The organism is Bacillus sp. BC05(2025) (assembly GCF_056725905.1).
Genome location: NZ_JBWYRA010000002.1, coordinates 764486 through 787474, shown reverse-complemented (window position 1 = coordinate 787474; position 22989 = coordinate 764486). Strand labels below are relative to the sequence as shown.

The 22989-nt window shown below is 35.1% G+C and carries 18 protein-coding genes; 12 read left to right on the top strand and 6 right to left on the bottom strand.

Annotated features, from left to right (window positions below; genetic code table 11):
* Positions 1-11 precede the first annotated feature (11 nt).
* Entirely contained in the window at positions 12-770 is a 759-nt protein-coding gene (gene alsD / locus ACZ76X_RS09920; protein WP_479850348.1) for an alpha-acetolactate decarboxylase, read from the top strand.
* A 212-nt stretch (positions 771-982) separates the two neighbouring features.
* Here the strand turns inward: alsD and ACZ76X_RS09915 are convergent, their stop codons facing one another.
* Positions 983-1600, bottom strand: coding sequence for a DNA-3-methyladenine glycosylase (locus ACZ76X_RS09915; protein ID WP_479850347.1), 618 nt, complete (start codon positions 1598-1600; stop codon positions 983-985).
* 134 nt (positions 1601-1734) lie between these two features.
* Between ACZ76X_RS09915 and ACZ76X_RS09910 the strand changes: the two genes are divergently transcribed.
* Positions 1735-2607 carry a Cof-type HAD-IIB family hydrolase gene (locus ACZ76X_RS09910; RefSeq protein WP_098667822.1) on the top strand — a complete coding sequence of 291 codons (873 nt, stop codon included), beginning with the start codon at positions 1735-1737 and terminating at the stop codon, positions 2605-2607.
* Between the two features lie 35 nt (positions 2608-2642).
* Here ACZ76X_RS09910 and ACZ76X_RS09905 read toward each other — a convergent pair whose 3' ends face one another.
* Positions 2643-4382, bottom strand: coding sequence for an S-layer homology domain-containing protein (locus ACZ76X_RS09905; RefSeq protein ID WP_479850346.1), 1740 nt, complete (start codon positions 4380-4382; stop codon positions 2643-2645).
* 257 nt (positions 4383-4639) lie between these two features.
* On the opposite strand from ACZ76X_RS09905, the gene ACZ76X_RS09900 reads away from it, so the two are divergent.
* Together ACZ76X_RS09900 and ACZ76X_RS09895 are read left to right on the top strand one after the other, a co-directional pair.
* The gene (locus ACZ76X_RS09900; protein WP_142337354.1) at positions 4640-6130 is read left to right on the top strand and encodes a coproporphyrinogen III oxidase; all 1491 of its coding nucleotides are present in this window, start codon (positions 4640-4642) and stop codon (positions 6128-6130) included.
* A gap of 222 nt (positions 6131-6352) precedes the next feature.
* Entirely contained in the window at positions 6353-7909 is a 1557-nt protein-coding gene (locus ACZ76X_RS09895) for a fatty acid--CoA ligase (RefSeq protein WP_479850345.1), read from the top strand.
* A gap of 573 nt (positions 7910-8482) precedes the next feature.
* On the opposite strand, the gene ACZ76X_RS09890 is transcribed toward ACZ76X_RS09895, so the two are convergent.
* The gene (locus ACZ76X_RS09890; RefSeq protein WP_098667819.1) at positions 8483-8680 is read right to left on the bottom strand and encodes a hypothetical protein; all 198 of its coding nucleotides are present in this window, start codon (positions 8678-8680) and stop codon (positions 8483-8485) included.
* 189 nt (positions 8681-8869) lie between these two features.
* On the opposite strand from ACZ76X_RS09890, the gene ACZ76X_RS09885 reads away from it, so the two are divergent.
* Entirely contained in the window at positions 8870-9004 is a 135-nt protein-coding gene (locus tag ACZ76X_RS09885; RefSeq protein WP_001177692.1) for a hypothetical protein, read from the top strand.
* 149 nt (positions 9005-9153) lie between these two features.
* Here the strand turns inward: ACZ76X_RS09885 and ACZ76X_RS09880 are convergent, their stop codons facing one another.
* Positions 9154-9618 carry a hypothetical protein gene (locus ACZ76X_RS09880; protein WP_000955014.1) on the bottom strand — a complete coding sequence of 155 codons (465 nt, stop codon included), beginning with the start codon at positions 9616-9618 and terminating at the stop codon, positions 9154-9156.
* 152 nt (positions 9619-9770) lie between these two features.
* Between ACZ76X_RS09880 and ACZ76X_RS09875 the strand changes: the two genes are divergently transcribed.
* From ACZ76X_RS09875 to ACZ76X_RS09860, 4 genes are all read left to right on the top strand, one after another.
* Positions 9771-11285, top strand: coding sequence for a SulP family inorganic anion transporter (locus tag ACZ76X_RS09875; protein WP_141547799.1), 1515 nt, complete (start codon positions 9771-9773; stop codon positions 11283-11285).
* A gap of 201 nt (positions 11286-11486) precedes the next feature.
* Positions 11487-12212, top strand: coding sequence for a hypothetical protein (locus ACZ76X_RS09870; RefSeq protein WP_479850344.1), 726 nt, complete (start codon positions 11487-11489; stop codon positions 12210-12212).
* 78 nt (positions 12213-12290) lie between these two features.
* Positions 12291-12545 (top strand): hypothetical protein, encoded by a 255-nt coding sequence (locus ACZ76X_RS09865; RefSeq protein WP_000789721.1) that lies wholly within the window; start codon positions 12291-12293, stop codon positions 12543-12545.
* A 535-nt stretch (positions 12546-13080) separates the two neighbouring features.
* Entirely contained in the window at positions 13081-13452 is a 372-nt protein-coding gene (locus ACZ76X_RS09860; RefSeq protein ID WP_098667816.1) for a hypothetical protein, read from the top strand.
* A 112-nt stretch (positions 13453-13564) separates the two neighbouring features.
* On the opposite strand, the gene ACZ76X_RS09855 is transcribed toward ACZ76X_RS09860, so the two are convergent.
* Positions 13565-14446 (bottom strand): accessory Sec system S-layer assembly protein, encoded by an 882-nt coding sequence (locus ACZ76X_RS09855; protein WP_479850343.1) that lies wholly within the window; start codon positions 14444-14446, stop codon positions 13565-13567.
* Between the two features lie 14 nt (positions 14447-14460).
* Complete coding sequence (gene secA2, locus ACZ76X_RS09850) at positions 14461-16827, bottom strand: accessory Sec system translocase SecA2 (protein ID WP_479850342.1); 2367 nt, start codon at positions 16825-16827, stop codon at positions 14461-14463.
* Between the two features lie 282 nt (positions 16828-17109).
* Here secA2 and ACZ76X_RS09845 point away from each other — a divergent pair, with 282 nt between their 5' ends.
* From ACZ76X_RS09845 to sap, 3 genes are all read left to right on the top strand, one after another.
* Positions 17110-18630 (top strand): putative polysaccharide biosynthesis protein, encoded by a 1521-nt coding sequence (locus tag ACZ76X_RS09845; RefSeq protein ID WP_479850341.1) that lies wholly within the window; start codon positions 17110-17112, stop codon positions 18628-18630.
* A 141-nt stretch (positions 18631-18771) separates the two neighbouring features.
* A complete protein-coding gene (csaB, locus tag ACZ76X_RS09840) occupies positions 18772-19869 on the top strand; it encodes a polysaccharide pyruvyl transferase CsaB (RefSeq protein ID WP_098667812.1) in 1098 nt (365 codons plus the stop codon).
* 670 nt (positions 19870-20539) lie between these two features.
* On the top strand, positions 20540-22984 hold the full coding sequence (gene sap, locus ACZ76X_RS09835; RefSeq protein WP_479850340.1) for an S-layer protein Sap: 2445 nt from the start codon (positions 20540-20542) through the stop codon (positions 22982-22984).
* The last annotated feature ends 5 nt before the right edge of the window (positions 22985-22989 follow it).

Genomic DNA, 22989 nt, shown 5'->3' with positions numbered 1-22989 from the left:
GCAGATTTGAGATGACTGTTGCGCAATTAATGGATATTGATGCAAAAAGAACGAAAACGAGTAATGAAGTATATCAAACATCTACAATGCTTGCGCTATTAGATGGTATATATGATGGTGTGATTAGCTTTGAGGAATTGAAAGAACGTGGTGATTTCGGCATCGGCACATTTGATCAATTAGATGGTGAAATGATTGCATTTGATAACGAATTTTATCATTTACGTTCAGACGGTTCAGCAGAAAAAGTAGAGCCAGAAGAAACAACACCGTTTGCGACTGTAACGTTTTTTGAAAAAGAAATGAGTTATACAGTAGAGCGTCCGATGAATCGTGAAGAAGTTGAGGCATTATTACATGAATTAATGCCAAGTAAAAACTTATTTTACGCGATTCGAATGGACGGTACATTCCGTGAAGTAAGAACGAGAACTGTTCCAAGACAAGAAAAACCGTATACACCGCTCGTTGAAGTGACGAAATCACAGCCGATCTTTTCGTTTAAAGAGACAGAAGGTACGCTTGCTGGATTTTGGACACCAGATTATGCGCAAGGCATTGGTGTAGCTGGTTTCCACTTACATTATATTGATGATGAAAGAAGCGGGGGCGGGCACGTTTTCGATTATGTTGTTGAAAACTGTACGATCCAAATTTGTCAAAAAGCTCATATGCATTTAGCACTTCCAGAAACAGCTGATTTTATGGCGGCTGAATTATCAAGAGAAAACTTAGAGGATAATATTGCGACTGCGGAAGGTGCGGAGTAAAAGGAGAAGACTGTTCCATTTTGGAACAGTCTTCTTTTATTTGTCGGTAAGTCGATATCGTTTATCCCGCTTTAATGGGCAGTAAGATCCCCACCTCCAAATTCAGCGAAAGCAAAGAAGTTAGGCGGGGGATCAACTGCCCATAAAAGTCCGATTGGTGAGGGCTGATAATCAGTGGGGGATGAAGCCCCCCCACTGATTAAAGTTTCACTTTATTTCTTTGAAACAAACGGATGCCCCTCATAATAAAAACGCCACGGATAATGTACAGCTTCTTCTGCATAGTCGATGTTAATACGAGGTCCTGCTGTTATTTTATATTGTGATGATAGGTGTTCTTCTTCTGGAACGAGTTCAATATGTAATGTGTCACTTTGTAAGGATACACCTCGTTCTTCTAAAGTAATGCCGAGGGCGCGGCATAGTTTGCCAGGGCCGTTCGTTAAATTTTTATATTGCGTCTTTGTAACGTCTATTTTGTTGTAGCGTGCTAGTTTTATTTCTTCGATCCCATCTACCGGCTCAAGGGCTCGAATGAGAACACCTTGCGGGGTGCCAACTGGCGCTGTAATGACGTTAAAACAATGATACATACCATAAATTAAATATACGTAAGCATGTCCCGGTGCACCAAACATGACTTCTGTACGGTCCGTTCGTCTACCTCCGTAACTATGTGCTGCCTTATCATCGGGACCTTTGTATGCTTCTACTTCTACAATGATTCCGCTTCGTTTTACTCCGTCTACAATATGTACAAGTTTCTGTCCGAGTAATTTCTTTGCGACTTCTAACGTATCGCCTTCATAAAAGGAAGGTGGTGCCTGCATTGTACTATCTCCTTTGCTAAGTGTATATGTATATAGTAAACCAAATTTTCAGTAGTAATTCTAACTCGTTCTATTTGCTACATTTATTTCATAAATTATGGATAGAGTACAACAGCGAAGAGGGGGAGTGCGACATGATTTATCGCTTACTAGCTCTTAATATAGATGGGACACTACTATACAACAACGGAAAAATTGCAAAAGGATTACGAGAAACAATTGAATTTGTGAAAAGAAAAGATGTATACGTTACATTATTTACGAACCGTAATTTTCAGTCTGCTCATAAAGTAGCAAAGGCGCTAAAATTAGATTCTATATTAGTGACACATGGCGGTGCTTTCGTTTCAGCAACGTTAGATAAGCCGTATGTTCAAAGAAGATTATCGGAAGAGAAGACGTTTAACATTGTGCAAGTGTTAGAGCACTTCGATTGTAACGTCCGCATTTCTCATGAACGGTTTTCAATCGGAAATCGTGAGAGAAATACACCAAACTTAATTGCGCGTACTGTATTATCAAGCGCAGATCCATTATTTTATCCAGTTCAATTTGTAGACTCGTTAGGTGATGCGCTTCGTGATCATCCAGTAGCGGCGCCAAAAATTGATGTTATTTTCCAAACGAAAGGTGAAAAAGAACGAGGGCTCCATACATTAAGAAAAGCGTTCCAAGATTTAGAATATGTTGAGTGTGATTCAAAACGAATAGAAATTTTGCCGCAAAATGTATCAAAATTACGTGGATTACAATTGCTTGGAGAGCATTTAAATATTTCGCTAAACGAAATGGTTGCGATTGGAGATAGTTTAGAAGATCTAGAAGTAATTGAAAATGTAGGACTCGGGGTAGCGATGGGGAACTCGCCTGTAGAGTTAAAACAAGCGGCTGACTGGATTACACGTTCAAATAGTGAGAACGGTGTAGAGTATATGATTAAAGAACATTTCCGTAAGCAATTCCCGCTTCCATTTTTGAAGAATCATAAAAATACACCGAAACGATGAAAGAAAAACGTAGCTTTTGGGCTACGTTTTTTTGTTTAAGCTTCAATAACCTTAAGCATTCGATTTAAAAATGCAGCTGCTTCAGCGCGTGTCGCTGTGCCTTTTGGTACGAATTCATTCCGTTCGTTACCTTTTACAATTCCGTATGCATAAACGTTTTGTAATGCTTTTTTATCGTATGCTAAGTTTTGGTCAGTGAATGGTAATTTCACTTCTTTTCTATAAATCCATTTATATTCTAGTGCACGGTCAATCATAATAACAGCTTCATCACGTGTTATTGTAGCATTAGGATCAAATTTATTATTCCCACGACCATTAATAATACCTGCACTAGCGGCGCGGTTAATTCCATCTACTAAAGATGGGTGTGCTTCGTTTAAGTCTGTAAATTTAGCGTTTCCAGCTGGTAATTTTAAAGCTCGCGACATTAAATTTGCAAACTCAGCTCTTGTTACGAGGCGGTTTGGCCAGTAAGAACCATTTCCATCACCGAACATAATTTTCCTAGCTGCTAATTGACGAATGTCTTGTTCATACCATCCACCTGTAATGTCGTCTTTTTCATGAGGGACTTTTGGCGGCGGAATAACATCTTTACGATGTTCATTATAGTAAGCGTTTGTGCCTTTTAAGAAAGCATCCCATTGTCCGCGTTGAATCATAAATGCAGGGCAGTTTTTTCCGCTCCAAAATTGATGCTTTTGCACGTGATCTAGAGAGATGTTTAATTCATTCATTAAATAAGCAGCTAATTTGCGCGCATTTTCTACCGCTTTCGTATAATTTCCATCACTATTTACAGCAATTTCAATTCCGATAGATTCATAGTTTCCTGTCTTATTTCCAGCATGCCATCCAACTTCATTTAGTGGAAGATGTTGATAAATTTCTTTGTCATCTACTGTAAAATGCCAAGATGCTGAACGATCCGTATTTCCACGGGCTTGGCTATCTAAGTACTTCGCATGATTTAAAGCGTTAGCACCTTTACTTGTATTAGCAGTTTCATGAATTGTAATATATTTCGGTTCCATTGCGTAGCCAGGACGAATGTTTTCATTTCCTTTTGGAACAATCATTTCTTTAAATGTAACACCATAAACGTTATTTGTAGGCAAATTAGATGGTGTTTTGAAGAAAGTTGCGCTTCTCTTTTCGATAGCACCTGTTTTTTCAAATAATGATGCTTTCGTACCGTCGAATGTAGCTGAAGGAGCATAAATCCATTTCTCAGTTCCGTTCATTTGAATGTTAAACCAATTCCCAGCTTGTTCAGTAGGAGTTACTGTTTGTGGCTGTAATTTCGTTTCTTCTTTAAACGATTGGAAAGGGAATGAATAGACTGATGCTTCTTCTGTTACAATTAATTTTTGATTCGAGAGTTTATGAATCTCTTGTACTTCTAAACTATTATTTTCCTTATTAATCCAACCAGAACCAAGTGTAGTTTGTATATAATATGTATTCCCTTTTTTCTTCGTTGCCTTTACTACCGGTTCAGCAATTTCAATATTTGTTTTGGTTTTTAAGTCGTTTGAATCGTATAGTGGAAGTTTTGTTGATAAGTGGAGAAGATATTCACCCGAGATTTCAAGGTCGCTTTCTTCGTCGTGTCTATGCTGTTTTGCATGTTCTTCAATGCTTTTTAAAGCTTGATCATCAATAGACAATTCCGCATTTCTCTCTATATTTTCTGCGAATGAATGGGTAGGTACTATAAATGTTTGTAATGCCAAAGATAGTGCTAAAATGTTGTAAAGCTTTTTTTTCATAGTTGTTTTAACACGTGATAGTCTTTATTGCGTGTTAAGAGTCCTCCTTTATATGTATTTAAATTAGTAGCAAGTACTAATACGTTCTAGATTGTAACAAGAGTATATTACAATGTCCATACAACTAGGAAAAGTTCGTTAAAAATCAATATTCAGTTTGTTTTAAATAGGATATTAAAATAAGGTAAAACCTTCTGTATTGACCTGCCAACGCCCTTCAAGTAAACTAAAGAGAGTTTGCAAATGAAAAGGTGATAATGTTGTTAATTTCAATTAAAACGTTACAAGATGATCGTTTTTTACGTCCGCTGCAAAATATTAGCGGCTTATTTTTTGAAGATAGTACGATTGGATTTGAACAAGAGGAAGCAAATCTTATCGTTGATATACACATTGAAGAGAATGTAAAAGCATCTGCTCGTTTAACAGATGTTGCGACTGGAAATGTGTATGAAGAAACATTCGCAAAAGATTTATCTGCTTTCACAGATGAAAAAGAGCGTATGAAGCAAGTGAAACACGTTGTTTCTTATGTATATCTTTCTGTTCTTCAGCAGTTAACTGGTATTGAACAAAGCTGGGGTATTTTAACGGGAGTTCGTCCGACGAAACTTCTTCATAAAATGCTTCAAAATGGTATGTCAAAAGAAGAAGCGCACCAAGAACTTCGTGAAAGCTATTTAATTCATGAAGAGAAAATTGAACTTCTTCAACGTATTGTGGATTGCCAATTAGCGGTGGTTCCAGATTTATACCGTTTGAAAGAGGAAGTAAGTATTTATATCGGTATTCCATTCTGCCCAACAAAATGTGCATATTGTACATTCCCGGCGTATGCAATTAACGGACGCCAAGGTTCTGTTGATTCATTCTTAGGTGGTTTACATTATGAAGTTCGTGAAATTGGTAAGTTTTTAAAAGAAAAAGGTGTAAAAGTTACGACGATTTATTACGGCGGCGGTACACCGACAAGTATTACAGCAGAAGAGATGGATATGCTGTATGAAGAAATGTATGAAGCGTTCCCAGATGTGAAAAATGTGCGTGAAGTAACAGTTGAGGCAGGTCGCCCAGATACAATTACGCCAGCGAAGCTAGAAGTGTTAAATAAATGGAACATTGACCGTATTAGTATTAATCCGCAGTCATACCATCAAGAGACATTAAAAGCGATCGGACGTCACCATACTGTAGAAGAAACAATTGAGAAGTATCATTTAGCTCGTGAAATGGGAATGAACAATATTAATATGGATTTAATTATTGGTCTTCCTGGTGAAGGGTTAGATATCTTTAAGCATACGCTAGATGAAACAGAAAAGTTAATGCCAGAATCATTAACAGTTCATACGTTATCATTTAAACGTGCTTCTGAAATGACGCAAAACAAACGTAAATATAAAGTAGCAGGTCGCGAAGAAATTACAGCGATGATGCACGAAGCAGAAGAGTGGACGCAAAAGCATAATTACGTACCATATTACCTATATCGTCAAAAGAATATTTTAGGTAATTTAGAGAACGTTGGTTATGCAATGCCGACGCAAGAAAGTATTTACAACATTGTCATTATGGAAGAAGTACAATCAATTATCGGACTTGGTTGTGGTGCATCAAGTAAATTTGTTCATCCGAAAACAGGAGCAATTACGCACTTCGCAAATCCGAAAGATCCAAAATCATATAACGATGGCTTCGTAAAATATACAGAAGACAAACTGAAAATTTTAGAAGAGCTATTTGTATAAGAAGAAAGAGGTTGTTCCAAGTTGGAACAATCTCTTTTTTATTTTGTCAGTTTTTGTCTGTAAATTGATATATTCAAAAAACTGCAGATATAATTCCACTTGGAACTGTTTGTAAAACAATGTCGATAATAATCAGAAAAATTAGTCAAATCATTAGAGGACAATGTCTACTTATAGACGAAATGATAGATTTATGAAAGAGAAAAGGGGGAAATTGTTGGCATGTACATGACGATAGGGAGAATATTTGATTTAGCTGTTGGTAAGTATCCGAATAAAGAGGCGTTAGTAGAGCCGGAAAAAAATATTCGCTGGACGTATAAACAGTGGGATGAGCAAATAAATAAAACGGCGCAAGCGCTATTGAAAGAAGGGGTAAGAAAGGGAGATACTGTATCTGTTTACTTATATAATTGTCGTGAATTTGTGAACGTTTACTTAGCCTGTGCGAAAATAGGGGCAATCTTTAACCCGATTAATTTCCGCTTAAAGGCAAAAGAAGTATCGTATATTCTCCAAGACGCAGCCTCGAAAGTAGTAGTCTTTGAAAAAGCAGTTGAATCAACTGTTGCTATCATTGAACGAGATTTTCCAAATTCGTCTTTTTGGTATATAGAAGACGATACACCTTCCTATGCTAGTTCTTACCATGAAAAAGTGAATGCAGCATCTTCTGACAAAGTAGATATCGAAATTGAGGAAATGGATTATTGTTCGATGCTATATACAAGCGGTACGACAGGTCATCCGAAAGGCGTGTTACATCGCCATCGTGAAATGGCTGAGCATAGTATGATTTGTACGTATTTCTTAAAATATAATAGAGATAGTGCTGGGCTTGTAGTGGCGCCTTTATATCATTGCGGCGAGTTAAATGCTGGAATCATTCCGCGTATTCAAGTTGGTGGAAAGAATGTTATTTTACATCACTTTGATACAGATAGAGTATTACATACGATTCAAGAGGAGAAGATTACGACGTTCTTTGCAGCACCGACAATGTGGAATATGCTGTTGCAAAAAGATTTAACGCAGTACGATTTAACATCGATGAAGATTGGTATATATGGAGGAGCGGCGATGGCTCCAGCATTAGTGAAGGAATGTAAAGAACGTCTTTATATTGATCTTGTACAAATTTACGGAATGACAGAAATGGGACCAGTTGTTGCGTTTCTTGTAGAAGAAGATCAAATTACGAAAGCAGGTTCAGCGGGAACACCGTGTTTTAGTCATGAAATTCGAATTGTAAAACCAAATGATGATGCACCAGCAGAACCGGATGATGTATTGCCTCCTTATGAAGTAGGAGAGATTATTTTGCGCGGCCCAACTATGATGGCTGGTTATCATAACCGAGAAGAAGCAAATGCAAAATCGATGTATAAAGGATGGTATCACTCTGGTGATTTAGGTTACTTCGATAAAGATGGCTATTTATTCGTCGCAGATCGTGTGGATGATATGGTAATTAGCGGAGGCGTTAATATTTATCCACGTGAAATTGAAGATTTTCTACATAGTCATCCTGGTATATTAGATGTTGCGGTGCTTGGAGAGCCAGATGAATTATGGGGAGAACGTGTTGTGGCCGTTGTCGTAAAGAAAGATGAAGCGATTACAGAAAAGGATTTAGAAATATATTGTAAAGAAAGTGATGAATTAGCGGATTATAAACGTCCACGTCATTATTTATTTGTGGATGAACTTCCTCGTAATGCGAGTGGGAAATTACAAAAATTTGTGCTTAGAGAGTCCTTGAAAGGTGCGAAAAAATAGAAAGTGCCGGATGCACTATACCTATGTGATTTTTGCCTGTTTTTAAATAGACGAAGCAATATCTTTGCTCTTTTGTAGAGGTGGAGAATGAAGTGAAGATCAATTGGGCTTCACTTCATTCTCGTTTCTTTGTAAAGAAGAGTAATTCGTGCAGTTGAAACAATGTGAAAGAACTAAAGGGATGTACAAAAAAAAGACACCTTAAGGTGCCTCTTTCCGACTTGAACCATCTTCATTTCATACGAATCTATCCGTATTACCCCTTTGTTATAAGTGTAAACACATACTATAAAACAGAATCGTCTATATACACTAATTGTTAGTTTAAAAATACAAGAGATTTAAACTTAGTATTGGAGTAACGCCACATCCCCTATAATGATTGATATGATACGCCTTTTAAAAGAATCTGCTTTATAGAACGTGTCCACAAGTTATATTTTACTACATGTAATATTCATTTAGTTTATTTTTTGTGAATATGTATAATTACATAAACTTCATAAGAAAAAGGGAGTATACTTTGTTATTTTGTAATAAAGGTAAAGCCCGCCTAAAAATAGGGGGCTTTTCTTATTTTTTATAAATATTTATTCCAATTATATTATCAGATGAATCTAAACGAACATACACGTCATCTGACAAAAGGTGGGCATTATATATTCTTTGTTTATACGTTGATATCTCGAAGCGTTTTCCATTTGATTCACATTCTAAAATAATCATATCTCCATGTTCTTTCCAATTTATTAATCTAGCAGTTGTATTCATTTTTAATCCTCCTCTAAATCATTTTATGAAAATTAATAGAGATAGTGTGAGGAAGGAGTTTATATAGTCAAAAAGAAAGGTGAAGAGATTGTAACATAGTAACTTTTTCGTAAAAACAAACTATTTAATTATATCAATAATAAGATTAATTAATATAATGTATTAATCTAACAGAAGGGAGGAATAGCCATGCAATTAGTTTGTTTTAAAATCGTAAGTGGTCAATACTTCTTATTTGTAGAAGGTATTCAAATTCCTGTACCAATTCCAGCAGCAGCTGCAGCTCTATTAATTGGTTTAGGAATAATTCCACTTTGTTCTTAATGTAAGAACTTTCAGCAGTTCTACTTTTTAATTGAAAAACCCTCAAGTATTTATATACTTGAGGGTTTTTTATTGTTATAAAAATCGTTGAATGAAATGGGGTTCGCAACATTGTTTGATGGTCATGTTGGGATGCCCACTTTCTACTTTTATTTACGTGAAAATCCTTCTTCATCAAGGTATTCCGCAGCTTCTGGATAAGAGTTGAATGTACCGTCTAAGTTTACACCAGCGTACACGTTCCACATATCGTCCTCTGAGATAAGAGTAAGGATATGACCGTCTTCGTTATGCCATTCTTCTTCTTTCGCAGGTTCTGCAGGAATTACCACCTCTTCTTGTGAAAGTAATTCAATTGATTGCTCGATTACTGAGCGTAATTCATCTGCTGAAAATTCGCGGATGTTAACCATACCTTTATCATCCGTTTTGTAACCTTTAATACCACTTGCATATACAAAGCCGTTTCCATTTGGATGTAAGTGGTAAACAACGTTCTTTTTATCTAAACGACTTTCTTCAAAGTGAAAGTTCACGCGTTTTAATGATACGTTTTTTCTTTCTAATTCTGGAAAAGATTCAATGATCGATAATTTTTCTTCAAAAGTTAGCATAGTGCCTCCAAATATATAATAAAAGATTTAATTTGTTCATTATAACATAGTTATAAAAGTTTCCAAAGATGCGGCAGAAGCTTACAATTGAATACGTTTACGTCACGATACTGTAAAAAGTGGACTAACGAATGTATTCTTTTAGGTGTACAATGGAATGTGGACTTAATGTGAAGGTGGTTATTTATATGTTTCAAAAAATAGCAAAGGAATGTTTAGCAGGTTTTACTGTTGCGATTGTAGCGTTGCCACTTGCCATTGCATTTGGTATTGCTGCAACGGGAACGTCTGAGGGAGCACTAGTCGGATTGTATGGTGCGATTTTTGCAGGGTTATTTGCGGCGTTATTTGGTGGTACACCTGGGCAGGTTACGGGACCAACTGGGCCGATTACTGTTATCGCAACAGGGGTTATTGCGACGCACGGATTAGAGGCGAGTTTTATAGCATTTATGATGGCGGGGCTGTTTCAAATTTTATTCGGTGTATGTAAGCTTGGCTCTTACGTTCGATACATTCCGTATCCTGTCGTTTCAGGATTTATGAACGGTATCGCATTAATTATTATTTTAGGTGAAATGAAGCATGTGCAAAATAGTTTTCTACTAGTCGTATTAACGATTATTGTCATGATTGTTTCTGGAAAATGGATTAAGGCCATTCCATCTAGTTTAGTTGCATTAGTAGGTGTGACAGCTATGCTTCCTTTCATTTCTTCGGCTTTAGAAGGACTTACAGTGAAGTTACCGTTTATCGGAAACTTGTCATTAAATAAGGTGATTGAGAAAATTGGAACGATTCCAGAAGCAATGCCGACGCTTCATATTCCATCTTTAAGTGGAACAGGCATCGCAGAACTTATTTTACCAGCGCTTAGTATTGCTTTATTAGGATCGATTGACTCGTTGTTAACATCGGTTGTAATGGATAATGTGACGGGTACACGTCATAAAAGTAATAAAGAACTGGTCGGACAAGGTATTGGTAATATGGTGAGCGGATTGTTTGGCGGATTAGCAGGGGCAGGAGCAACTGTACGGTCTATTGTTAATATAAGAAGTGGTGGTAAAACGGCACTTTCAGCAAGTATGCATAGTGTTATATTATTTATTTTCATTATGGGACTTGGCTCAGTCGTGCAATATATTCCACTTGCTGTGTTATCAGGTATTTTAATTTTAACTGGTATTGGCATGTTTGATTGGGAAAGCATGAAGAAAATGCATGTAGCACCAAAAGGCGATGTTATTGTTATGCTCGTAACGATGGTTGTCACAGTGAAGTTTGATTTAATGATTGCTGTTGCGTTCGGTATTATTCTTTCGTTTATTATATACATGATGAAATGTAAAGAACGTAAAGCTTCTATTGTAAAAGAGAAGGAAGCAACATATAAAATTAAAGGACCACTTTCATTTTTAACAGTGGATCGTGTTTTTTATGCTTTACAAGACGTAAAGTCTCCGGTTGTTTTACGTATGAAAGATGTGCGCTATATGGATGTATCAGGAGCTATGGCATTGTTGAACTTTGTTGAGCAGTCGGATAAAGTAGGTGCGAGTGTGACACTAGAACAAGTACCTGCTCATATTGAAAACACATTAGTAACGATGGCGAGTAATGAGCAGAAAGATAAATTACTATTTGCAGAAGCTGATGTTATGTAAGGAAATGCCCTCGTATGAGGGCTATGCAGTTAGAATCAACTAATTGCTCAGCTCTAGGGGAAATGGAGATTGTTTATTTGTAGTGTTAAGGTGATTTTGGGTTACTACTTAATTATAGTATTGAAAATCTAATAAATTTACAAATAAAACCATAAATGGTATATTTATTTTATGTTAAAATTTTACATAAGGGGTGGTTTTGTGAAGAAAAAAAGAGGTTTTCTTTTTAAGTTTGTGCCGTTGTTAGGATGTTTGATTTTTATTTTACAGACATCTTCAGTAAGTTTTGCAGATAGTTCTTCAGATTTATTAGAAACTTCTAATTTAAATAGTTGTGATAAGCTATTGGACAGTGTTTCTGTTGAAGAGCTTGAGAGAACTGTATCGTTAGAGAATAATACTGAAACTATTAAAATTAAAAATTCAGACCTTGTCAAAAAATTTGTAGAAGAAAATAATTTTGAAAAGCCTTCAAATCTTTTGCCATCTGAACTTACTTTTGTAAGGTCTTTATCAAAGGAAAATAATCAAAGTGACTTCTCACAAAGTTTAGCACCAGCTTCATACTATCTTAAAAATAAAACAGCTACTTCAGCTTGTGGAAGCTCTGTATTAAAAAAGGTAAGTGGTAATTCGGGTTCTTTAACATTAAGTTTTTCTTCAAAAATTGCGGCTACATGGAATGCAAGTGTGGGTGTAAGTGCTAGTGTGGTTTCAGCAGGAGTTGGCTTTAATGTATCAGCGGAGTATTCTGTAACTCAAAGTAATACAATTGATACAAATGGAAGATATGCTGAGATTAGAGCTTATGCAGAATATACAGGTTATCGTTTTGATGTATGGGAGTCTGGATGGTTTGGTGATAAAAAAGTTGGAAATGGGACCGCGTTAAGACCTGTTGGAATATGTTTCGTGACATATCGTTAATTTAGTGAAAGAAGAATCCTTAGAATTGAGGATTCTTTTTTCATAGTTTGGTAATATGGTAGGAAAGGGGTGAATTGTTTGAAAAATATAAAAGTACGTAATGTTGTTTTAACATTTACCGTATTGATCGGCATTGTACTTCTTCTGAAAAGCTTGGACTTTGCAAATAATCTTACTCATTCTTGGGTACAAAGTGTAGGTGGTGATGTAGATACATCGACATATAATATTATGCTAAATAATTATATGAATGTTTTTCAAATATCAGGGGGGATTTTACTTGGAATCGGAGTTTTTTTATTGTTATATTCAGTATTATTTTATAAAGAGTAAATCAATTGCTAAATGAAAGTTATAGGATATACTTGCTGTAATCACTTTCTTATTTAAACAATAGATTGTTTTATTCAAAAGGGAAAACATTTGTGAAATAAAGGGCATCGTTCTAATAAGAATGATGCCCTAATTATATTACACATTACCTATGGGGCTATTTTTTATTGAAATAAACTGTTAAATATTTGTTTGAAAAATTTAACAGTGTGAGGGGTTAAACGTTTATTCAAGCCTTCAGAAGATAAAGAAACCATATCCTGCGCTTTACATTTTCTTGCCCGTTTAATCATCCCTGTTTTTGTTTAAAAGTATACATACATAACCTTACCTTGATGGCTATGCTTGTATGAGGGAGGGTGTTTTTTGTTGTTTTTAATATCTGTATATCCTAATATTTTGTGATTATTGACATTTATTAATCTTAGCAGTATATTAACATTCTAGATTAGGAATGTGATATTATAATAACGTATATGAATTTTGAGATTCCTTTTTTTCAGAAGGAAGAGCTTTAAGCTGGAGGGAATAATTGATGTACAAACAGTTACCACACGGAGTGAAAATTGGGATTACACGCTCAATTGTTGTTTCTTTTGAGAAGTACATGAAAGACATTGAATGGAACGAAGAGAAGTTTGATATGCAACAATTTGTTGAACAGTGGAAACAGTATTTATACACAAAATCAACTTGGATCAATAAAGTAGATGATGAGTTGAAAGGACATCCAGATTTCCATCAAGCATTAGCGATGAAAGTAAATGAAAAAATTAACGAGTTTATTAATGAAAAACCGAGCGAAGAGCAAGTAGAGCAATTAAAGAGAAATAAAGTGAAGCATGTAGATGACATGTGCAAATTAGAAGCTGAATATCATATTGAACGTTTATTAGTAACGAAATAAATTTTACATAAATAAAAATCCTGTCCAAAGAGGTGTGATGACCATCTTTTTGAACAGGATTTTTGTATGAAGAATGAGAGAGGCTGCTTCTAGAAGCAGCCTCTCTTTATTATTAGTCTTGTGGTACAAATGCTTTCCAAGAAGATAGATCCATATCTTCTTTTAATATAGATGAAGCAGGGAAGACAAATGACCACGGTTTTGTCGTGTTCGCTTTAATTTTAAGGTTCGGTAATGTGAAAGCACCTTTAACGACAACAGCACCTGATGCATCTTCGATATGAAGAGGAAGTTGCTCTAGTTGAATCGTGTCTTTGCAACCGTTACGAATAAGAAGCGTTGTATGTAAATCACCGTTTTCTTTTCTAGTAGCTTGCAGACCTAGGAAGTTCATTTCACCATCATTTGGAGGTGTTAAATTGTCTACGAAATTACGTAAAGCTTCTTTGCTTGCTTCAGGTAACTGAGCTTCCCAAGATGGATCTAAATCTAATGCATGCTTACTTTCAAGTTCAAATGCTAATTCCCAATCTGTTTGCGATAATTCAGCATCTGTAATTGTTTCTTGCTCAAATGTAAAGATAAATGGCATATTTACATTTGCAGGAATATCTCCTAATGCAGAAAGGTTAAATGTTTTTCGTGCGCATAGTTTTTTCTCTTTATTTAGAAGGATTAATGTAACCTCTTCGAAAGAAATTGGTTTCGGAACAGTGCTGCGAATAAATACAGCTACGTCATAACCGTTATCGCGCTTTTCAATCTCAATTCCAGATAAAGAAATTTGATATTCTTCTAAACGTGGTAGTTCTTTATGTAAAAATTGATAAATGTATTTTTGTTCTTGTGCTACTGCACCCCAGCTTGGGTGGAAGTAAAGCGTTGGCTTTACAGTTTTCTTTTCAGTATTTGTTTCTTCTTGTCCGAATAATTGATTACTAGAGACAGTTGTATCTTTTCCTTTTTTCTTAGCCTTTTTTAGGAATGATAACATAATCTTTCACCTCGTTATTGTACGTTTTCAGGAACACCTAAATGTCTTGCAACATAGCGACACATTTCTTTTTCGAAATTACCATATGTGTATAAAAAGATATCTAAACCTTCTTTTTGATACAGACGAGTAGGATCTTCTTGTTGATATTGTCTTAGCCCGATGCCTTCTTTTAAGTGGGTCATTGCATCTAAGTGATTGACCCAGTTCTGATCAAGGAAGTGAAGAGCAACATATCGTAGCGACTGCTGTAAATCAGTATTGCTATTTAGTTCATTTACATGCTCTTTATAAAGAGATAATGTATCTTTCAAAACGGATTGTAAATCTTCCGGTGAATGTACATTATTCGCTGATAGTGAGGGCATGTTTTCTACTGGTAAAATTTCTTTTATATTTGCTGTTAAACTAGCAAAATCCCATTCTTCCGGAAGCATACCTTCTAAAAGGTATTGCTTAGAAATGGCTTCTACAACATGATCAATCATAGGAATAATAATTTCGATCATATTTGTATCTTCTTGTAATAAGTTATTACGTAATTTATAAATAACGTTACGTTGGTCATTGATTACATCGTCTAACTTTAAATTGTACTCACGCATTGAGAAATGGCTACCTTCACAAATTAATTGTGTACGGTTCACGAAATCATGGACTTTAGCAGTTAGAATAAGTCCTGTTTCATCTGTTTTCAGTGATTTCGTTAATTTCTCTACTTCTTCTTGTGCGAAACGTTTTAGCATTTCATCTTCTAAAGAAAGGAAGAATTGAGAGCTACCTGGATCTCCTTGACGACCAGCACGACCTTTTAGTTGATTGTCAACGCGTCGTGATTCATGGCGTTCTGTCCCAATTACATGTAATCCACCAAGTTTATGAACACCCTCACCTAGTAAAATATCAGTACCTCGTCCGGCCATATTCGTCGCAATTGTGATTTGTCCTTTTTGTCCAGCTGTAGCGATTAAATCGGCCTCTTGTTCTGCGCTTTTTGCATTTAATAATTGATATGTAATATTTGCTTCATCTAAGTAACGGGCAACGGTTTCTGATTGTAAAATAGACATTGTCCCAATTAAAATCGGGCGTCCTTGTTTATTGTGCTTTAGAACATCTTCACGTACAGCTTTATATTTTGCATCGGCTGTTACGTATACGACGTCTTTTTTGTCTTCACGAATGATTGGACGGTTTGTCGGAATCGGCATAACTTCCATGTTATATACACGGTTAAATTCTTTTTCTTCCGTTTTTGCTGTACCTGTCATACCAGATAGTGCTGGATACATACGGAAGAAGTTTTGAATTGTAATGGATGCTTGTGTTTGGTTTTCTTCTGTGATTTCTAAGCCTTCTTTTGCTTCAAGAGCTTGGTGTAAACCATCACTTAAAGAGCGACCATCCATAACGCGGCCCGTGAAAATATCTACAAGTAGAATTTTTTCATCATGTACAATATAGTCAACATCACATTGGAAAGCGACATGAGCTCGTAATGCTTGAATCATATAATGATATAAAGTTTGATGCTCTAAATCATATAGGTTATCGATATCAAATAAATCTTCTATTTTTGTAATACCGTCTTCTGTAAAACTAGCAGATTTCGTTTCTGCATCGTATGTGTAATGAAGAGTATCTTGGAATGATTTAATAACTTTTGCACATAAATAGTGTAAATCAGAGCTGCTTGATTTTTTACCGGCGATAATAAGAGGCGTCTTCGCTTCATCAATTAAAACGCTATCAATCTCATCGATAATAGCAAAATGATAGGGACGTTGCACCTGCTCATCTTTTGAAGCAGCCATATTATCACGTAAATAGTCAAAGCCAAATTCTGTTCCAATACCATATGTAATATCAGCTTCGTAAGCAAGTTTCTTTTCAGAAGGATCAATTTGAGGAATATTCAATCCAACTTTCAAACCTAGAAATTCATGAACTTGGCCAATTAATTCTTTATCTCGTTTTGCTAAATAGTCGTTTACAGTAATAACGTGAACGCCTTTTCCTTCAAGAGCACGTACGTATGTTGGAAGAGAAGAAACCAATGTTTTTCCTTCGCCCGTTGGCATCTCTGCAATATTACCTTCTAATAGTACGAGGCCACCAATTAATTGCACATCGTAGTGACGTAATCCAAGTACACGCTTTGCTGCTTCACGTACAACAGCGAACGCTTCAACTTTTATATCATCCACTGTTTTTCCGTCACGAAGCATGTTTTTGAATGTGATCGTTTTATGACGTAATTCTTCATCAGATAAATCAGATAGTTTTACTTCTAGATTATTAATTTCTTGAACAAGTTGTTCATATTTTTTTAGTTTTCTCTTTTGAGAATCTCCTAACAGCTTTTTTACCGAATTCAGCATGTTGTAAACACTCCTCTTACTGACAATAGCTACATTATAGCACATGTTTATCCCGAATAAGTAGAAGTAGTAAATTGAAGAAAAAACTGGATATAAATAAGGTGTTATTGTACATACTATATTTAAAACCTATAAAGAAAGAGAGTATTCAATGTATAAGAATTTTGGTATGATAGCTAAATGAGATAAAGTGAAATTTTTCAAAAAAGAGAAGAATATAGTTATCTCGTTTTATGATGTAATAGGTATGGAAATTATATATTGAAAGAAAAGAGCTAGAAGATGAATAATAAGTTTGTGAAAGGCGCTGCGATTTTAACGATTACAACGTTTCTATCGAAAGTGTTGGGAAGTTTTTTTCAAATCCCATTACAAAATATAGCAGGAGATGAAGTGCTGGGGATTTTTCGCCTTGTATTTCCTGTGTATATGATAGCTTTAACTTTATCAGTAGCGGGAGTACCGCTAGCTATATCACAGTTAATCGCTGAACTTCATGAGAGGAATGACCAGGACGGAATTGCCAAACTATTTACTTCAGCATCTATTATTGGGGTAATATTTGGAGTGCTTGGATTTTCAGTTATTATGATTGGATCAAGTATGTTTGCAAATATGCTTGGTGGACAAGATACGAGACTCCCACTAATTGTAACTTCGTTTGCGTTATTAATCGCACCATATATGGCAGTATATCGAGGGTATTTCCAAGGTTTTGGAGATATGATTCCTACTGGGGTGTCACAAGTAATTGAGCAGTTCATTCGTGTGTTCTTTATGTTAGCAATTGCATTCTTATTTGTATCTTGGAATAAAGATAGTGATGTTGTAACAGGCGGCGCAATGATTGGTTCTTGCCTTGGGGTAATTACGTCACTTATCTATTTGAGATCGAAGTATGTAAAAAGTATATATCGTTATAAAAGTAATGCATATTCACTACAAGATTTTAAAGATAATGCAAAAAAGATACTTCAGGTTTCGATTCCAATTGCAATTGGAGCATTATCGATGCCGGTGTTAAATTTAGTTGATTCTGTAACGATTCCACATATGTTGCATGAATCTACTACAACGATTCAAGAACAATTTGGTATATATAGTCGTGGCTTTGCGTTTACACAATTAATTGTCGTGTTTGCAAGTGCGATGGTATTTCCATTAATCCCGTTATTAACTGCTGCATTAACAAAGAAAGATATAACGTTAGCAAAACAAACAATTGAACGAACAAACGAGCTTGCTCATGTTTTAACAACACCAATAACAATCTGGCTCATGGCACTTACAATCCCGTTAAATGTTGGGTTGTTTACAGATGCTAAAGGGAGCGGAATGTTAGCTATTTTAATTGGTAGTTCGTATTTCACATCAATTATGGTATTATCAATAGGGATTTTGCAAGGAATTAACCGTTCTAAACAGGCAGCGTGGATCGTTGTTGGAGCGAGTTTTGTAAAAGTCATATTAAATATAGTACTCGTAAGTCAATTTGGCATAACTGGTGCGGCTTATAGTACACTGATTATATATATCATGATTTGTATCGTAAACTATATATACATTCGAAAAGAATTGGCTTATTCGATTCATGTGGGGAGATTTTTTGCTGTAATTGGAGTATCTAGTATAGTAGGGATAGGATTATACTTTACATCTACTTTCATAAATGTGGTAGATTCTAGACTTATTGCAATAATATATAGTGGTTTAGCATTTTGTGTGGCTTTGTTCATCTATGGCATATGCGCATTAAAGTTGAACTGGATATCAAAAAAGCAAATCCCATTTTTACGTAAGTAAATTTGTCCATAAATGAGTATGGTTATTTATATGTTTGTGAAAGAAATCAATTTGAAGTTATCCAACTTTTCTTATTAAAGAGTTGATAGCAATTTGTTGCATGACAAAAAGTTGATTGCGAAATGTTGGAGGAGATTAAGAGTGCGGTTAGTTTTATCAGGATATTATGGTTTTTATAATGTTGGGGACGAAGCAATTTTGCAATCAATTATTAAAGCGCTACATGAAGAGGATCCTACTCTTGAGCTTGTTGTACTTTCGAATGACCCCGACTATACAAGAAAAATGTACGGTGTAGAGGCAGTAAATCGTTGGGATATAAGAGCAATTTATAAGGAAATAAAGAGAAGTAATGGCTTAATTAGTGGAGGGGGAAGCCTCCTGCAAGATAAAACGAGTATTAAAAGTATTTTGTATTATACAGGTATTATGCGAATTGCTCGTTTTTTGAAGAAGCCGTATTATATTTATGCGCAAGGAATTGGTCCAATTACGAAAAGGCAAAATCGTTTATTAGTGAAATGGCAAGTATCAAAAGCGGAATATATATCAGTTCGTGATGAAGATTCATTTTTGTATTTAAAAGAGATTGGTATTAAGAAGGATATCGAACTAGTTCCAGATCCAGTATTGGCATGTCAACCAGAAGGAATGAAGTCGGAGTGGCTGCAAAAACATTCAATTCAAGGGAAAGTAATTGCAGTTAGTGTGAGGTATTGGGACGCGAAAGAAGATTATATGAAGAAGTTAGCGGATACGCTGAAAAAATTTAAGCGTGATGGATATCATATTTTATTCGTACCAATGCATGGACCATTTGATCAAAATGCGTCACGCGATATTATTAACTTAATGGGAGAAGAAGCTCATATGCTTCCATATAAGCTGGACATTCATGAAAAAATTTCAATTTTGTCGGAATGTTCGCTTCTAATCGGTATGAGACTTCATGCGCTCATATTATCTGCGGTTGCTAATATTCCTGTGGTCGGTATTTCATATGATCCAAAGATCGATTCATTTTTACAACAAGTAAATCAGCCGATTATCGGAAACGTAGATGGTGACTGGACAGCTGAAACTTTGTATAATGTCGCAATGAAGCAACTAGAACAAAAAGAATATGTACAAGCAACATTGGAACAAAGAGTAGAAGAATTACGAGAGCAAATTTCAACAGCATCTCGATACATCATAAGTGATCTAAATTCAAAAGAGTTCGAAAAAAGAGGAATGTGACCTTAATTTAAGAGGACATCCTCTTTTTATTTTTTGAAAAAAAGAGAATGTCGAAAGAAAATAAAAATTTGTAGAAAAATGTCGAATTTAATAAGGGGTTTTACACGCGTGCTCATAAAAAAAGAAGTTTGAGAGATAAGATGTATGTTTAAAAATCCTAACATTAATATATAGTTAATGTTAGGATTAAGCGTTTTATTTAATAAATTATAAGAAAATAGGTATGGTGATTTTGAAAAATCTAATGCTTAGAAAAATGTCGAATTGTAGAAAAATAGGTTGTCGATTAATGTCATAATATCTTTATAATTAGATATTGAAATTGCAAACGTTTTTCTGCTATAGTTGTAAATGGTTATGAAAATATTGTTAAAAATGTAATTCTGACGCGTTTTTTACCTTTTTAAAATATTCTGATTTTATAATCTGGATTTTTAAAATAAAAGTCGAAAAAACGATCGTTCATAATTGCGAAAATTCACTTTTTTGTCGAATTTGATGTTTTTAATTGGATAAAAATGGTGTGTAATTCTATGGTATGGAATATTATATTATTCTGTATAAAGGATATCTTAACCACATTTATATCTACTAGTTTCAAAAATAAATAGAATACCTATTTAAAAACTGATGGAACTAGTATTACATTCCTAAGGAGGAAATATATAAAATGGCAAAGACTAACTCTTACAAAAAAGTAATCGCTGGTACAATGACAGCAGCAATGGTAGCAGGTGTTGTTTCTCCAGTAGCAGCAGCAGGTAAAACATTCCCAGACGTTCCAGCTGATCACTGGGGAATTGATTCTATTAACTACTTAGTAGAAAAAGGCGCAGTTAAAGGTAACGACAAAGGAATGTTCGAGCCTGGAAAAGAATTAACTCGTGCAGAAGCAGCTACAATGATGGCTCAAATCTTAAACTTACCAATCGATAAAGATGCTAAACCATCTTACTCTGACGCTCAAGAGGGCTGGGCTGCTCCATTCATCGCAGCTGTAGAAAAAGCTGGCGTTGTTAAAGGTAAAGGCGACGGAAAATTCGATCCAAATGGAAAAATCGACCGCGTTTCTATGGCATCTCTTCTTGTATCAGCTTACAAATTAGATACTAAAGTAGACGGTCCTCTAGAAACTAAATTCGATGATTTAAAAGATAGCTGGGGCAAAGATAAAGCTAACATCCTAGTTAAATTAGGAATCTCTGTTGGTACTGGCGACAAATGGGAGCCAAATAAATCTGTAACTAAAGCAGAAGCAGCTCAATTTATTGCTAAGACTGACAAGCAGTTCGGTACAACAGCAACAACAGTTGAATCTGCAAAAGCAGTTACAACTCAAAAAGTAGAAGTTAAATTCAACAAAGCTGTTGAAAAATTAACTAAAGAAGATATCAAAGTAACTAACAAAGCTAACAACGATAAAGTATTAGTTAAAGAAGTAACTTTATCAGAAGATAAAAAATCTGCTACAGTTGAATTATATAGTAACTTAGCAGCTAAACAAACTTACACTGTAGATGTAAACAAAGCTGGTAAAGCTGAAGTAGTTGTAGGTTCTTTAGAAGCAAAAACAATCGAAATGGCTGACCAAACAGTTGTAGCTGATGAGCCAACTGCATTACAATTCACAGTTAAAGATGAAAACGGTACTGAAGTTGTTTCACCAGAAGGTATCGAATTTGTAACTCCAGCTTCAGAAAAAATTAATGCAAAAGGTGAAATCACTTTAGCAAAAGGTACTTCAACTACTGTAAAAGCTGTTTATAAAAAAGACGGTAAAGTAGTAGCTGAAAGTAAAACAGTAAAAGTTTCTGCTGAAGGTGCTGCAGTAGCTTCAATCTCTAACTGGACAGTTGCAGAACAAAATAAAGCTGACTTTACTTCTAAAGATTTCAAACAAAACAATAAAGTTTACGAAGGCGACAACGCTTACGTTCAAGTAGAGTTGAAAGATCAATTTAATGCAGTAACAACTGGAAAAGTTGAATATGAGTCATTAAACACAGAAGTTGCTGTAGTAGATAAAGCTACTGGTAAAGTAACTGTATTATCTGCAGGAAAAGCACCAGTAAAAGTAACTGTTAAAGATGCGAATGGTAAAGAGCTTGTTTCAAAAACAGTTGAAATTGAAGCTTTTGCTCAAAAAGCAATGAAAGAAATTAAATTAGAAAAAACTAACGTAGCGCTTTCTACAAAAGATGTAACAGATTTAAAAGTAAAAGCTCCAGTACTAGATCAATACGGTAAAGAGTTTACAGCTCCTGTAACAGTGAAAGTACTTGATAAAGATGGTAAAGAATTAAAAGAGCAAAAATTAGAAGCTAAATATGTGAACAAAGAATTAGTTCTGAATGCAGCAGGTCAAGAAGCTGGTAATTATACAGTTGTATTAACTGCAAAATCTGGTGAAAAAGAAGCAAAAGCTACATTAGCTCTAGAATTAAAAGCTCCAGGTGTATTCTCTAAATTCGAAGTTCGTGGTTTAGAAAAAGAATTAGATAAATATGTTACTGAGGAAAATCAAAAGAATGCAATGACTGTTTCAGTTCTTCCTGTAGATGCAAATGGATTAGTATTAAAAGGTGCAGAAGCAGCTGAACTAAAAGTAACAACAACAAACAAAGAAGGTAAAGAAGTAGCTGCAACTGATGCACAAGTTACTGTACAAAATAACAGTGTAATTACTGTTGGTCAAGGTGCAAAAGCTGGTGAAACTTATAAAGTAACAGTTGTACTAGATGGTAAATTAATCACAACTCATTCATTCAAAGTTGTTGATACAGCACCAACTGCTAAAGGATTAGCAGTAGAATTTACAAGCACATCTCTTAAAGAAGTAGCTCCAAATGCTGATTTAAAAGCTGCACTTTTAAATATCTTATCTGTTGATGGTGTACCTGCAACTACAGCAAAAGCAACAGTTTCTAATGTAGAATTTGTTTCTGCTGACACAAATGTTGTAGCTGAAAATGGTACAGTTGGTGCAAAAGGTGCAACATCTATCTATGTGAAAAACCTGACAGTTGTAAAAGAAGGAAAAACACAAAAAGTGGAATTCGATAAAGCTGTACAAGTTGCAGTTTCTATTAAAGAAGCAAAACCTGCAACAAAATAATTAAA

What these genes read in the sequence shown, in the direction of transcription:
- alsD (WP_479850348.1), top strand. Translation starts at nt 12, where the DNA reads ATGACTGTTGCGCAATTAATGGATATTGATGCAAAAAGAACGAAAACG.
- ACZ76X_RS09915 (WP_479850347.1), bottom strand. Translation starts at nt 1,600, where the DNA reads ATGCAGGCACCACCTTCCTTTTATGAAGGCGATACGTTAGAAGTCGCA.
- ACZ76X_RS09910 (WP_098667822.1), top strand. Translation starts at nt 1,735, where the DNA reads ATGATTTATCGCTTACTAGCTCTTAATATAGATGGGACACTACTATAC.
- ACZ76X_RS09905 (WP_479850346.1), bottom strand. Translation starts at nt 4,382, where the DNA reads ATGAAAAAAAAGCTTTACAACATTTTAGCACTATCTTTGGCATTACAA.
- ACZ76X_RS09900 (WP_142337354.1), top strand. Translation starts at nt 4,640, where the DNA reads ATGTTGTTAATTTCAATTAAAACGTTACAAGATGATCGTTTTTTACGT.
- ACZ76X_RS09895 (WP_479850345.1), top strand. Translation starts at nt 6,353, where the DNA reads ATGTACATGACGATAGGGAGAATATTTGATTTAGCTGTTGGTAAGTAT.
- ACZ76X_RS09890 (WP_098667819.1), bottom strand. Translation starts at nt 8,680, where the DNA reads ATGAATACAACTGCTAGATTAATAAATTGGAAAGAACATGGAGATATG.
- ACZ76X_RS09885 (WP_001177692.1), top strand. Translation starts at nt 8,870, where the DNA reads ATGCAATTAGTTTGTTTTAAAATCGTAAGTGGTCAATACTTCTTATTT.
- ACZ76X_RS09880 (WP_000955014.1), bottom strand. Translation starts at nt 9,618, where the DNA reads ATGCTAACTTTTGAAGAAAAATTATCGATCATTGAATCTTTTCCAGAA.
- ACZ76X_RS09875 (WP_141547799.1), top strand. Translation starts at nt 9,771, where the DNA reads ATGGAATGTGGACTTAATGTGAAGGTGGTTATTTATATGTTTCAAAAA.
- ACZ76X_RS09860 (WP_098667816.1), top strand. Translation starts at nt 13,081, where the DNA reads ATGTACAAACAGTTACCACACGGAGTGAAAATTGGGATTACACGCTCA.
- ACZ76X_RS09855 (WP_479850343.1), bottom strand. Translation starts at nt 14,446, where the DNA reads ATGTTATCATTCCTAAAAAAGGCTAAGAAAAAAGGAAAAGATACAACT.
- secA2 (WP_479850342.1), bottom strand. Translation starts at nt 16,827, where the DNA reads ATGCTGAATTCGGTAAAAAAGCTGTTAGGAGATTCTCAAAAGAGAAAA.
- ACZ76X_RS09845 (WP_479850341.1), top strand. Translation starts at nt 17,110, where the DNA reads ATGAATAATAAGTTTGTGAAAGGCGCTGCGATTTTAACGATTACAACG.
- sap (WP_479850340.1), top strand. Translation starts at nt 20,540, where the DNA reads ATGGCAAAGACTAACTCTTACAAAAAAGTAATCGCTGGTACAATGACA.